Source organism: Acidobacteriota bacterium (assembly GCA_039028635.1).
In the GTDB taxonomy this organism is placed as follows: domain Bacteria; phylum Acidobacteriota; class Thermoanaerobaculia; order Multivoradales; family JBCCEF01; genus JBCCEF01.
In genome coordinates, this window is the sequence record JBCCHV010000061.1 from 1 (window position 1) to 12,188 (window position 12,188).

General features: G+C 67.5%; 9 protein-coding genes. 4 read left to right on the forward strand and 5 right to left on the reverse strand.

All coding sequences use genetic code 11. From position 1 onward, the window contains the following. Positions 1 to 91: 91 nt before the first annotated feature. Together AAF604_20285 and AAF604_20290 are read right to left on the reverse strand one after the other, a co-directional pair. Positions 92 to 1,504 (reverse strand): sulfatase, encoded by a 1,413-nt coding sequence (locus AAF604_20285; GenBank protein ID MEM7052018.1) that lies wholly within the window; start codon positions 1,502 to 1,504, stop codon positions 92 to 94. A 28-nt stretch (positions 1,505 to 1,532) separates the two neighbouring features. Further along, on the reverse strand, positions 1,533 to 2,927 hold the full coding sequence (locus tag AAF604_20290; GenBank protein ID MEM7052019.1) for a sulfatase: 1,395 nt from the start codon (positions 2,925 to 2,927) through the stop codon (positions 1,533 to 1,535). Between the two features lie 362 nt (positions 2,928 to 3,289). On the opposite strand from AAF604_20290, the gene AAF604_20295 reads away from it, so the two are divergent. The 3 genes from AAF604_20295 (at position 3,290) to AAF604_20305 (ending at position 8,184) form a co-directional block, all read left to right on the forward strand. Then, positions 3,290 to 3,931: a hypothetical protein gene (locus AAF604_20295; GenBank protein MEM7052020.1), complete on the forward strand. Its 642-nt coding sequence runs from the start codon at positions 3,290 to 3,292 to the stop codon at positions 3,929 to 3,931. A 114-nt stretch (positions 3,932 to 4,045) separates the two neighbouring features. Next, positions 4,046 to 5,446 (forward strand): sulfatase, encoded by a 1,401-nt coding sequence (locus tag AAF604_20300; protein ID MEM7052021.1) that lies wholly within the window; start codon positions 4,046 to 4,048, stop codon positions 5,444 to 5,446. Between the two features lie 5 nt (positions 5,447 to 5,451). After that, positions 5,452 to 8,184 (forward strand): glycosyltransferase, encoded by a 2,733-nt coding sequence (locus tag AAF604_20305; GenBank protein MEM7052022.1) that lies wholly within the window; start codon positions 5,452 to 5,454, stop codon positions 8,182 to 8,184. On the opposite strand, the gene AAF604_20310 is transcribed toward AAF604_20305, so the two are convergent. From AAF604_20310 to AAF604_20320, 3 genes are read right to left on the reverse strand one after another with little or no spacing between them, the layout of a single operon-like run. Beyond that, positions 8,174 to 8,818 carry a DoxX family protein gene (locus AAF604_20310; protein ID MEM7052023.1) on the reverse strand — a complete coding sequence of 215 codons (645 nt, stop codon included), beginning with the start codon at positions 8,816 to 8,818 and terminating at the stop codon, positions 8,174 to 8,176. The genes AAF604_20305 and AAF604_20310 overlap by 11 nt on opposite strands. Positions 8,819 to 8,875: 57 nt before the next feature. Continuing rightward, complete coding sequence (locus AAF604_20315) at positions 8,876 to 9,832, reverse strand: glycosyltransferase (GenBank protein MEM7052024.1); 957 nt, start codon at positions 9,830 to 9,832, stop codon at positions 8,876 to 8,878. A gap of 6 nt (positions 9,833 to 9,838) precedes the next feature. After that, the gene (locus AAF604_20320; protein MEM7052025.1) at positions 9,839 to 11,212 is read right to left on the reverse strand and encodes a glycosyltransferase; all 1,374 of its coding nucleotides are present in this window, start codon (positions 11,210 to 11,212) and stop codon (positions 9,839 to 9,841) included. Between the two features lie 30 nt (positions 11,213 to 11,242). Between AAF604_20320 and AAF604_20325 the strand changes: the two genes are divergently transcribed. Continuing rightward, positions 11,243 to 12,184 carry an NAD-dependent epimerase/dehydratase family protein gene (locus tag AAF604_20325; protein MEM7052026.1) on the forward strand — a complete coding sequence of 314 codons (942 nt, stop codon included), beginning with the start codon at positions 11,243 to 11,245 and terminating at the stop codon, positions 12,182 to 12,184. Positions 12,185 to 12,188 lie beyond the last annotated feature (4 nt).

The window sequence follows — 12,188 nt, forward strand, 5'->3', positions numbered from 1 at the left end:
CGTCCACGGCGCCGAAGGCGCCGCGGACGGGGGTGAGCCCGCGCGACATGCGCGTGCGGGCGAGGGGGGCGCCCAGCCCCCCTGAAACGACTCAGAGATACCCGAGGCTCTTCAGCCGTTCGCGCTCTTCCGGGCTGAGCTGACTGTCCTCCTCGCCGGTGTCTTGCGGCAGGGCGTTGAAGCGCCGGCGGTTGTCGCGCACTTCTTGCTGCAGGCGGTCGCGCAGCCGCTCCGTCAACCCGGGGCGAGCCTGCGAGAGATCTTCCAGCTCCGCCGGATCTTCGAGCAGATCGAACAGCTCGGTGTGGCCGTCCTGGAAGTCGTGGATCACCTTGAAGCGCCGGGTGCGCAAGGAAAAACGGCTGCGCCGTAGCTTGTCCTGACTGAGCGCCGGCAGGCCGTCCCAATCGCCGTTCTCGATCAGCGGAACCAAGGAGCGTCCCTGCAGGTCCGGGGGCGATGCCAGGCCGAGGAGGTCGGTGATCGTCGGCAGCAGATCGATCAACCGCACGACGTGGGGTATCTGGCGCCCCTTGAGACGGCCCTCCGGGAGCTTGACGACCAGTGGCACGGCCACCGTTTCCTCGTACACCTGGCTGTGCAAGAAGCGGCCATGCTCTCGAAACTCCTCGCCGTGGTCGGAGGTCAGGACGATCAGCATGCGCTCGTAGAGGCCGCGGCGTCGTAGCTCCTGAAACAGCCGTCCGAGCTCAGCGTCGAGATAGCGCAGGCCATCTTCGTACTGACGACGAATGGCGTCGATCTCCGCGGCCGGTAGCGGTCGCTGGTCACGATCGGCCTGCAGCAGGTACTGGGTGGCGCAGTTGCCTTGCGGGTCGCAGAAGCCTTCCCCCGCCGGTCCCGCCGAACGGAACTCCGGTGGTGCGTAGTAGGGCAGCTGGTTGTTGGCCACCTGGGTGAAGTCGGAGTGCGGGTCCATGTAGTGCAGGAAGAGGAAGAAGGGGGTGCGCTCGGGGTCGCGGGGCAGCTTGTCGAGGGCCTCGCGGTTGAGCCGATCGGCGTAGGTCAGGCGATGTCGCAAGCGGCTGTAGCTGTCGAAGCCGCGGCCGAAGCCGAAGTCCGCTTTGAGCCAGTCGTTGGTCACCAGGCCACTGGTGCGGTACCCAGCCTCCTGCAGAATCTCGGGCAGGGTGACCAGGGCTGCCGTCAGGCGATCCTTCTCGGTCGAGACCCCGTGAGCGCCGGGGTTGAGACCGGTGAACATCGACATGTGCGACGGCAGGGTGAAGGCCATCGGAGCGATGGCGTGGCGGAAGACGATGCTGTCGGCGGCGAAACGGTCGAGCTCGGGGGTGATCGACGGTCCCCGGCGCAGGGCGCCGAGGCCATCGGCGCGAAAGGTGTCGAGGGAGATCAGCAGAACCGACGGTCCGCTCGGGGGCGCCGTCTCCTGCTGGCAGCCGAGGCCGGCGAGCAAGGCGCCGGTGAGAGCCCAGCCGAGGACTGCGTGACGGCGCTGCCGAGGACTCCTGGTCGGGACCATCGCCATCGAGGAAATGGCCGGCTCGCGGCTAGAGATAGCCCAGGGCTCGGAGCTGAGCCTCGGTTTCGGCGTCATAGGCCGCCGGCTCGCCTTCGGGAGCCGCCGTCGGCTCCGCCAGCTCGCGGTCGATCAAGGCCTGGAGGCCTGCGATGGGCAGATCCTGAGAGGGCGTGAGAGGACTTCGCTCGGCGGCATCCTGGCGCAGGTCGTAGAGCAGCTCGACGCCGTCGAAACGACGAATCAGCTTGCGACCCTTCCAGGTCACCGATTGGCTGTCCGGTCCGTAGGCCGGCGATTCGGCGATCTGAGGCAAGGGAGTGCAGTCGACCGGGTTCGCGGCGCGCAAGTGCGGGTCGAGGGCGACGCCTTGCATCTCCGTTGGAATCTCGAGGCCGAGAAGTGCCAGAGCCGTCGGGGCGATGTCGAGCTGTCGAGCCGGGCAGGGAATGCGCTGGCCTTCCTGGATTCCGGAGCCGGTGAGAATCCAGGGCACCTGGAGCAGCTCACGGAACATCGAGTGGCCGTGGCCGATGCCCCAAATGTCCCGCGGGTCGCCGCCGAGCTGACGCCCGATCTCGGCATGGTCCCAGAACTCCTCGCCGTGGTCGGAGGTCACCATCACCAGCGTCGAGTCGTCGAGGCCGAGCTCTTCGAGGGCCGCCAGCAGGCGTCCGATCTCGGCGTCGACGTAGCGCAGGGCACCATCGTAGAGGGCGATCTTGTGCGCCTTGTAGCTGCGGAAGGCGCGGTTGTCGAGATCCTCCTGACGCGGGTAGCCCCAATTGACGTGCTGGTCGCCGCGCACGCTGGTGTAGGGCACCTCGAAGTAATCGAAGTAGGGCTCCGGAGGCTCCAGCGGCTGATGCAGATCGATGTACTGGAGGTAGAGGAAGTGAGGCTTGTCGGGAGCGATCCGCAGCCATTCGATGGCGCGGTCGGTGAGGGAGGTGGCGTCGGTGCGGCCGACCTGGGCGAGGTCGAAGCCCTCTTTGAAGGGACCGTAGAGATAGGGATTCGCCGACAGCAGGGCGGTCCTCAGACCGGCCGCGGAGAGAATCTCCCCGAGGTTCTGAACCTCTCCCGCCATCGGTAGTGGTCGCTCCTGGCCGAGATGGCGCACGTCGCCGCGCAGGCCCGCGCCGTGCTGCGAAGGATAGAGAGAGGTCAGAATCGAGGCAGTCGCCGGCACGGTCCAGTTGGACTGCGCGATGACGTCGTCGAAGACGGCGCCCGCGCGACTCATCCGGTCGAGGTTGGGCGTCGTATCCCGGTCGTAGCCGTAAACCCCGACGTGATCGGCCCGCAAGGTGTCGATGCAGAGGATGATCAGGGACTGGTCGGGAGGCTCTTGGCAAGCGGTCCCGAAAAGGGCCAGCAGGGCGGCGGCGAGAAGGCGGCAAGCGCCCTGGCGGAGCGGCTTCATGGGGGGCGCGATGTTATCTCAACGGGGAGCCCACTGGCAGGCGCTGCAGGGATTTGCGCTTTGGCATCGGGCTCAGTAGAATGCGAGGAGTACATGCAGGCATAGATTGCAGCCTGCAACCCGGAGCAAGGATTTTCTGCCGCCTATTCACACCCTTCGTCGACACGTGAAAACGATGGGGTGGGGGGCCAGCAGGATCGGGTTGGCCTTGGAGACCAGTTTCGGGTAGCATACGCCTCGGTGCATTCAAAGACCGACGCTAAACGGGTCATCGATTGTTCGATGGAATTGCATTTGGACGGCGCTCGCTTGAAGGGCTTCACGTCGTCCGACAACTTGGACCGGAGGTAATACAGGTGAAAATGAAGACTGGTCTCGCGTTTCTTGCCGTAGCGCTCTTCGTGTTCGTCGGAGTGCCGGCGTCGGCGAATAGCTTGAATGTCAACGCTGCGGCGGCTCTGTCGGGCTCCGTGGGTACCGCTTGTGGTGGCAGCCCGTGCGGCCTCGAGGTCGTCCTGACGGACACCAACTCGGCCTACGTGCAAAGCGACCACCCGAACCAGGAGCCGTTCGTCAATCTGGCCTTCCAGATCGACCCCAACGACGTGATGTTGCCTGAGCGCGGCAACGGCACTCCGGGACGTTTCCGGGTCCTCAAGGCCTACCGTGAGCAGGGCAACAACCCGCGTCAGCATCTGTTCGTCACCCTGAAGCGCAACATTGCCAACACCGGCTACCGCCTGGCGATCCTGCAGCGCGACGACACGCCGCTCTTCAACTTCGTTGGCGAGTTCTTCCTCGGCAACAACGACAATCTCATCGAGATCACCTGGGATCGCGCCAACGAGACCGTGACCGTCTTCCGTAACGGCACGCAGCGCGCGACCGCCAGCATCACCATGGACACCTGGAACATCGACCGGGTGCGCATGGGCGCCATCGACGAGATCGACGCCGGCGTCTCCGGCAGCATCTACATGGACGAGTACTCGTCCACCCGGTAGTTCGACGACCCACCTAGAGTAGGTCGAAAAACCCCGACTGAGGGTCCCTCGGTCGGGGTTTTTGGGTTCTTGCCCGCCCCACCACCCTTCCCGAATCGCATGCAGGGAGACGGCATGTCGCTCGCTGGTCGCCGCCAGGCGCTCTGTTGGCTGCTGATTGCGTTCTCCGGAACCTTCGTCGGCTGTATCGGCGGCGGGAAAGGGGTGGAGCCGCCAACTTACGCCTGTGCCGACTGCAACGTCGTCTTGGTGTCCCTGGACACCCTGCGGGCGGATCGTCTCGGGACCTACGGCCACTCGCGGCCGACTTCGCCCAACATCGATGCCCTGGCGGCCCGCTCGACGGTCTTCGAGCGCGCCTACAGCGTGTCGTACCACACCGCCGACTCGCACATGTCGGTGTTCACTTCGACCTATCCTTCGGTCCATCTGGTACGCAACGCCGCCAAGGGCGGAGGGCGGGCCCTCGATGAGGTGGTTCCGACCCTCGCCGAGCTGCTGCAAGGGGCCGGCTATTCGACCGCCGGTTTCCACGGTGGCGGCAATGTCTCGCCCCTCTACGGCTTCGATCGCGGCTTCGAGCACTACGTCAACGGCGACATGGACGACGCCCTGGCCTGGCTGCGGCAGGCTCCCGCGGAGCCCTTCTTTCTCTTTTTCCACGCCTATTACACCCACGATCCCTACACGCCCGAGACCTTGGCCTTCGGTCAGGACTACGAGGGCGACATCGTGAGCCGGCGAGACGAGCTGCTGGCGATGACCGAGAACGGCAGCTTTCTCGAGCTCAGGGACACCTTCTGGGAGCAGGTGGATTCGTCCGATCCGCAGGATCTTGAGCACCTGTTGGCGCTCTACGACAGCGAGATTCGCGAGATCGACGCGCGTTTCGGTGAGCTGTTGACGGCGATCGAGGCCTTGCCCGGCGAGACCCTGATCGTGCTGATGTCGGACCACGGGGAAGAGTTCTTCGAGCACGGTCGCTTCCTGCACGATCAGCTCTACGACGAGCTGCTCCACGTGCCCCTGGTGGTGCACCACCCGAGCGCACCGCCGCGACGGGTTTCGACTCGCGTCAGCCTGATCGACTTGGCGCCGACGGTGCTCGAGATGGTGGGCGCGGAGCTGCCAGCAAGCTTTCAAGGAGAGTCCCTGGTGGCGGTGGCCGAGGGCCAGCGTGTGCCGGAGTTCGTCTTCAGCGAGAAGCTGCGTCGCCTGCCGGGGGATGCCGGTCCGCCGGGCCGCGGTCTGTCGGCCTACTCCCTGGTTCAGGACGAGGTCAAGCTGATCCTGCGTGGCGAGCCCGAGGTCTACGACCTCGAGAGCGATCCTGGGGAGCAGGAGAATTTGGGCCGAGAGAGCCGGGAGCTGCGCCGCCTCGTCGCCCTCGGCAAGCAGATCGCGCGCGACAACCAGGCCCAGCGCGAGGTCATGGGCATCGGCGGCGCCGGGGCCGAGGCCGCCCTCGACGATGAGACCCGCGATCAGCTCAAGGCCCTCGGCTACCTGCAATAGGCATCATGACGCAAGACCCGGGCTCACCACCGAACGGCGAGGCTTCTCAGGAGCAGGGTCGCCCGGAGCAGGGTCGCCCGGACCAGGGGGGCCCGGAGCAGGGAGACGGAGTGACTCGCGACGAGCGGGTGCGAGACCTCGAGGAACAGCTCGCGGCGGCCCGGCGGGAAATCGAATTCCTCGGTGCTCGCATCGCGGCCGACCGGGCGCGGGGCGCCGAGCAGGAGCACGAGCTGGGTCAGCGCCTCGACGAGGTCGAAGGCGAGCTCGACGAGATCCACGCCTCCAAGATGTGGAAGCTGTGGATGCTCTATCTCTTCGGCATCGCCGTGCTGTTGGCGCCGCTGCGAGCTCTCGGGCGCGGCATCGAGGCCCTGCTGCGTCAGCCGGGACTCTTCGCGCGCCTCCGTCGAGCCTTGACCAGGCGCTTGCGCTGGCTGGTGCGAGGCCTGCGGGTCGTCTGGTGGCGCTTGCGCCGCTGGTTCCTCAACCTGCTGCTGGTTGTGCCCCACACGGCCGGCCGGATCTACCTGTCGCGCTATAGCCGGGAGCGCTTCGACGCGGCCCGCAGGCGGCGCGAGGAAGAACCCGAGAGCTTGGCCCTCGGTCCCGTCGAGGAGCCGGTCGCGGCACCGCGGGAGGGGCGTCGGCCGCGGGTCTTGATGGTGTCGCCGTACCCGATCTATCCGGTGAACCATGGCGGGGCGGTGCGCCTCTTCCACCTCATCCGCGAGATCAGCCGTTCGGTGGATCTCTACCTGCTGGTCTTCAGCCGCCAGAAGGACAACCGCGAGCAGCGCGAGGCCCTCGAGCCTTACTGCGCCGGCCTCTACTTCTATGCCTGGCAGCCGATTCTGGCGCCGGACTTCTGGGGCCTGCGGGCCCCCGGAGTGCAGCTCTTTCGGTCGCCGGCGGTAACCCGTCGGCTCCAGCAGCTGATTTCGGAAAAGAACATCGACATCCTGCAGCTCGAGTACACGGAGCTCGGACAGTATGCGCCGCGGGTGGCGGTGCCGCGCAAGATCCTCACCGAGATCGACATCACCTTCCGGTCGCGCTATCGTCGGCGGCGAGCCGGCTTTCACCGCCGCTACCGCCACGACCGCGTCTTCGGAACCTCGCGCGGTGATGGTCATCGCCTCTTTCGCTACGAGGTCGAGGTCTGCGAGACCGTCGACCAGGTGCACGTCATGTCGGAGGACGACGGGCGCTATCTGGCCTCCTTCCTGAGCGATCGCGGCGAGCGCATTCGAGTCGTTCCCAACGCCGTCGACACCCAGCGGCTGCAGCGTCCTTCCGCCGCGCCGCGGCCGGACCAGGTGCTGTTCCTGGGCAACTTCCAGCACCTCCCGAATGTCGATGCGGTCGATTTCCTGCTCTCCGAGATCTGGCCCCAGGTGCGACAACGGCTGCCTGGAGCGACCCTCAATATCGTCGGAGTGGGGCCGCCGGACCACGTCCTCGGCCACCATGGGCGCGACGGTGTCGAGGTCCTCGGCGCGGTTCCCGACGTCTTGCCTTACTTCGTTTCACACCGCGTCTTCGTCGCCCCGATTCGTGCCGGTTCCGGAACCCGGCTGAAGATTCTCGAGGCCTTTTCGGCGGGGCTGCCGGTGGTCTCGACAACGGTGGGGGCGGAGGGCATTCGATGTCGGGACGGCCAGCACCTGCTGCTGGCCGAGAGCGCCGAAGCGATCGCCGACGCCATCGTTCGCCTGCTCGAGGACGAAGCCCTGGGACAGCGTCTGGCGACGTCGGCGCGTGAGCTCGTCGAGGCGGAGTACGACTGGCGGGCGAGCGCCGAGCGGTTGGTCTCCGCTTACTGGGAGCTGATGCCGGAGCCGGACCGGGTGCCGCGCCAGAGGTCGACATCGGGGCCGGCGATCTCGGTGATCTTGCCGACTCGCAATGGCGGTCCGCTGCTCGAAGAGACCCTCGCCGCGATCTTCGAGCAGCGCATCGATCGCGAGTTCGAGGTCCTGTGCGTCGACTCCGGCTCGCGCCCCGAGGATGTCGAGCTCATGGGCCGTTTCCCGCTACGCTTCATCGCGATCGATCCCGCGGACTTCAACCACGGATTGACGCGCGATTTCGGCGCCTCGAAGGCCCGCGGAGAAGTTTTGGTCTTCCTCAACCAGGACGCCACTCCGGTTCATCGCCACTGGCTCGAGCGCATCACCGAGCCGCTGTTCTCCGGCGACGACCACATCGCCGGAGTCCAGGGCGGCATCCAGGAGCGAGAACACGGCATGCGGCGCTTCTACTGGGACTCCTGTGGTGAGCGCTTCTACTTCACCCGGGAGTCGGATCGCTGGATCGAGAGCTTCGACGGCATCGGGTTCTCGACCGTCAACGCAGCGCTGCGGCGCGATGTCTGGCAGCGCCATCCCTTCGGCTTCGCGCCCATCATGGAGGACAAAAAGTGGCAGCGGGAGGTGGTCGAGGCCGGCTACCGGCTGGAAGTTCGACCGGAGGCTCTCGCTGCCCACACCCACGACTACGACCTGCGCACCCTGATGCGGCGTTGCCTCAGCGAGGGCTACGGCTGGCGGCTCCTCGAGGAGCCCTACGGCGTGCTCGACATGCTGCGTGACATGTTTCAGCCGCACATGGCGGCAGACTGGGTGAGCGGCCTGTTCCAGGGCCGAATTCGCACTCCGGCGGAGTTCTTTTTCCCGTGGATTCGTCCGCTGATGCTGCACTACGGCAACCGCTGGAGCCGAGGCGTCAAGCTCTGACGGCGCTTCGGCGGCGCCAGCGGGTGATGAAGAAGTAGCCGGCGGTGGTGAGCCCGGCGAGACCTCCGAGGACCATCGCCGGTCCGACCCAGGAGAGCGGCACGAAACCTCGCGTGCTGGCGAAGGCGGCCAGGAAGCTGGCGGCAAACACGCTGAAGCCGAAACGCTCGAAGGGGGCGAGTCGATGCTCGACGATGCCCTCGAGGGGCGGGCCCTGACGCAACAGCGGACGAAAGCGGTGATAGTCCCAGGCGCACAGGAAGAGCACCGCCAGCAGCATCAGGCCGGTGACGACCGGAGTGCCGCGAAACCCCAGGGCGACGGTGATCACGAAGATGTTGACCATGATCGGAAGAAATGCCGCCGCTCCGAGGTGAGCCCAGCGGGGGAGCAGCAGGAGGGCGCCGGCGAGCATCTGGCTGAAGCCGAGAAACCGCCAGTAGAGGCCGGTCTGGAACATCGCCTCGAAGAATGCGCCGATCGGCGAATCGGGAGCGATCTGGGTGAAGCGCTCACCGAGCACCTTGACCAGGCCCGTCGGCAGAAAGCCGGCGGCGAGCAAGACGCGGGTGAAAAGTGCGAAGCGGTAGAGAAATGCGCTGCTGCGCAGGCGCAGAAAGAGTGCGTCGAGCACGGTGGGGCCTCCCGAGGAGATGGTGACACTCTCCTCACGCTCGTCCCGGCCCGGGGATTACGTGGTCGGCCAGTCGGTGGCCGGTTCGAGGGGTCGGTAGCGGCGGACCGTGAACACCGAGCGCACCATGCCGTCGATGTAGCCCCACAGAGCGCCGCGGTGGCAGTGGGCGAGGAGCTTGCCGTCGCGATGGCGATGGCGAAAGCCGCCGACGGCGTTGCGCAGGGCCTGATCGAGGCCTTTGCGCAGGCCCCGCATGCCGCCGTGCTGCCAGTCGATGATCGCTTCCGAGCGGCCTTGGGCGCCGAAGCGCGCGACCAGCCAACGCGGCGTGATGCGCTCCGTCGAGACCCGGTGGCGCACCCCGGCGCCGGGGACATAGAGGATCTTGCCGCCGCCGCGCTCGATGCGCAGACAGATCTCGATCTCCTCACAAGAGCGCAGTGACTTGCCCTTGCGCCCGAGCTCTGGGCTGAAGCCGCCGAAGCGCTCGAAGGCTTCCTTGCGGAAGGCGATGTTGGCGCCGCGCGGATACTCGTTGTAGGCCAGCGCATGGAGCTGATCGCCGCGATCCCAAACGGTGAGGTAGGGCAGGTAGCGCTCGGCGAACCAGTCCGGGAGATCGCCCTCGAAGAGGGGCTCGACGGGGCCGCCGGCGGCGAGGGCAGAGTCCTGCTCCAGGGCGTCGACCAGGGCTTTCAGCCAGGTGGCGTCGGGGAAGGCGTCGTCGTCGAGGAAGGCGACGATCTCGCCGCGGGCTTCGCGAATGCCGCGGTTGCGGGCGGTCGACAGACCGATTGCCGGCTCCTCGATGACGCGCACACGGCCGGGGTGCTCGTCGGCGATTCCGTGCGCCACCTCGAGGGTGTCGTCGGTCGAGCGGTTGTCGATGATCACCAGCTCCCAGGCGTCGCTGGGGAAGTCCACCGCCAGCACTGAGCGGCAGGCTTCGGCGAGCAATCGGGAGCGATTGTGGGTGCAGACAACGACGCTGGCGAGCGGTGCGGAAGCCATAGCGGTTCAGAGATTCGAAGGCCCTGTCCGAAGCTGGCCCGAGTCGTCCGGATGGGCGGAAGAACGCGAGCCTAGCACAGGGATCTCGAGGAGCTCCGCCAGCCGGCGAGCGCGTGCCGACCAGCCCTCGTTGGCGACTCGCTGGCGGCGGAGGAGGCGGGCCTCGGGACCGTCGTCTTCGCGGCGGTGGCGCAGCCTGGCGACGAGCTCGTCGGGGGTGTCGTAGAGGGCGACTTCGGGCCCTTCCCAGGCGGCCAGGCCGGGCAGCCGGCGGGCGATCACCGGCAGGCCGACGGCGAGCATTTCGTAGAGCTTCACCGAGTCGATGGCGCGGGTCAGCGGTTGGTCGGTGTAGGGCACCAGCCCGACATCGAGGTCGGCGAGGAACGCCGCGACCCGCGAGAACGGAATCTCGCCGTAGAGGGTGACTCGAGGGTGCGCCCCGAGGGCCCTCACCGCGGGATCCTCGACCCGGCCGGCGAGGTGCAGCTCCCAGGGCAGCTGGTCGAGGCAGCGGCGCAGCGCCGTTGTGTCGATACGGCCGTCGAGGGCGCCGACGAAGCCGGCCCGTGGCGGTTGGTTGCCGGGGCTCGGCGCGAGGGGCAGGCGCTCGAGGTCGACGGCGTTGGGCAGCAGCTCGACGCGGCGGGCGTGGGGCAGTGAGCGCTGCGCCAGGTCGGGAGAGGTGGCGGTGACCAGGTCGGCGGCGGCGAGCAGCTCCGTCTCGACCTCGCCGACCTGCGCCGGAGTCCCCGGGAAGGCGGTGTGGAGGTCGATACGGTCGTAGACCAGCGGCACCGTCAGCCGCTGCGCCAGGGCGGTCGCGAAGGGCGACCAGAAGGGAAGCTGGGCGAACACCGCCTCTGGGCGGCGCCGGAGGTGGTCGGCGACCTCCGCCACCAAGGGCTCGATCGCTGCTTGCGGGAACGGCTGGCGGAATGGGTCCGGCAGCCCGGGCAGCCGTCGGCTCACCACCTGCAGGGCCGGCCGGTCGAGGCGCCGCCGCCAGGGCGGGTTGAGCCGCAGGCGGTCGAATGCTTCGAGATAGAGGACCGCCGGTCCGAGCTCGGCGAGGGCGACGGCGAGCTGCTGCGGGCGCTGGAAGCGAAAGCTCCACGGTAGCGCCGGCAGGTAGAGGACCACCGGTCCCTGAGACTCCGAGAGGTCCGGGAGAGGCGGTCGGGTCCAGCGGCCGATGTCTTCCCGACGCAGCGGACTCCGCCCCTGGCGCAGGCGTCGGCCGAGGGCGCGCAGCACGCGCTCCCCGCCGGCGGCGAGCTCTCGCAGGCTGTCGGTGCGGGTGGTGGGAAGGTCGAAAAAGGGATCGCTCATGGCGGCGGTGGCGGTGGTAACCTCGCGGGCGTCGGACCCTTCCAGCATACGGCCTCTCGGATCACAGGAGAACTCGAAGTGACCAAAACCGATCAGCCCCTCCACGTCGCCGTCACCGGCGGTGCCGGATTCATCGGCTCTCACCTGGCCGATGCGTTTCTCGATCGCGGTGATCGGGTGACGGTGATCGACGACCTCTCCGGAGGCAAGCGCGAGAACGTATCGCCGCGGGCCGAGCTGCTCGAGCTCGACATCCGCAGCCGCGAGGCGGCCGAGGCGGTCGCCGACCTCGAGGTGCAGGTGCTCGTTCACCACGCCGCCCAGATGGATGTCGGGCGCTCCGTCAAGGACCCCTGCTTCGATGCCGACGTCAACATCGTCGGCAGCCTGAATCTGATCGAAGCCGGCCGCCGGGCGGCCCTGCAGCAGGTGCTCTTCGCTTCCACTGGCGGCGCCATGTACGGCGAGCAGGAGGTCTACCCGGCGCCGGAGGATCATCCGACGCGGCCGGTGTCTCCCTACGGGGTCAGCAAGCTGGCGCTCGAGCGCTACCTCTACTTCTACCACCAGGAGTACTCCCTCGACGCCACTTGCTTGCGCTATGCCAACGTCTACGGCGAGCGCCAGAATCCCCATGGCGAAGCCGGCGTGGTGGCGATCTTCCTCAACCGCCTGCTCGCCGGCGAGACGCCGCGCATCAACGGCGACGGCGGCCAGACCCGCGACTACATTCACGTCTCCGACGTGGTGCGGGCCAATCTCTCGGCGCTCGGTCGACCGGGCTTTCACATCTACAACATCGGCACCGGCCGCGAGACCTCGGTGCTCGGGCTCTACGACGGCCTGCGGCGAGCCGCCGAGAGCGAGATTCGGGCCGAGCATGGACCGCCGCGACCGGGGGAGCAGCGGCGCTCTTCGATCGACGGCTCGGTCGCCCGACGCGAGCTCGCTTTGCCAGATCCCCTCGACCTCGAGGCCGGTCTGGGGCGCACCGCGGGTTGGTTCCGGGACCGGACCTGAGGCC

Bases quoted from the DNA above. Each gene is read 5' to 3' on its own strand.
- AAF604_20305 (MEM7052022.1), top strand. From the start codon at position 5,452: ATGACGCAAGACCCGGGCTCACCACCGAACGGCGAGGCTTCTCAGGAG.
- AAF604_20295 (MEM7052020.1), top strand. From the start codon at position 3,290: ATGAAGACTGGTCTCGCGTTTCTTGCCGTAGCGCTCTTCGTGTTCGTC.
- AAF604_20285 (MEM7052018.1), bottom strand. From the start codon at position 1,504: ATGGTCCCGACCAGGAGTCCTCGGCAGCGCCGTCACGCAGTCCTCGGC.
- AAF604_20300 (MEM7052021.1), top strand. From the start codon at position 4,046: ATGTCGCTCGCTGGTCGCCGCCAGGCGCTCTGTTGGCTGCTGATTGCG.
- AAF604_20290 (MEM7052019.1), bottom strand. From the start codon at position 2,927: ATGAAGCCGCTCCGCCAGGGCGCTTGCCGCCTTCTCGCCGCCGCCCTG.
- AAF604_20315 (MEM7052024.1), bottom strand. From the start codon at position 9,832: ATGGCTTCCGCACCGCTCGCCAGCGTCGTTGTCTGCACCCACAATCGC.
- AAF604_20320 (MEM7052025.1), bottom strand. From the start codon at position 11,212: ATGCTGGAAGGGTCCGACGCCCGCGAGGTTACCACCGCCACCGCCGCC.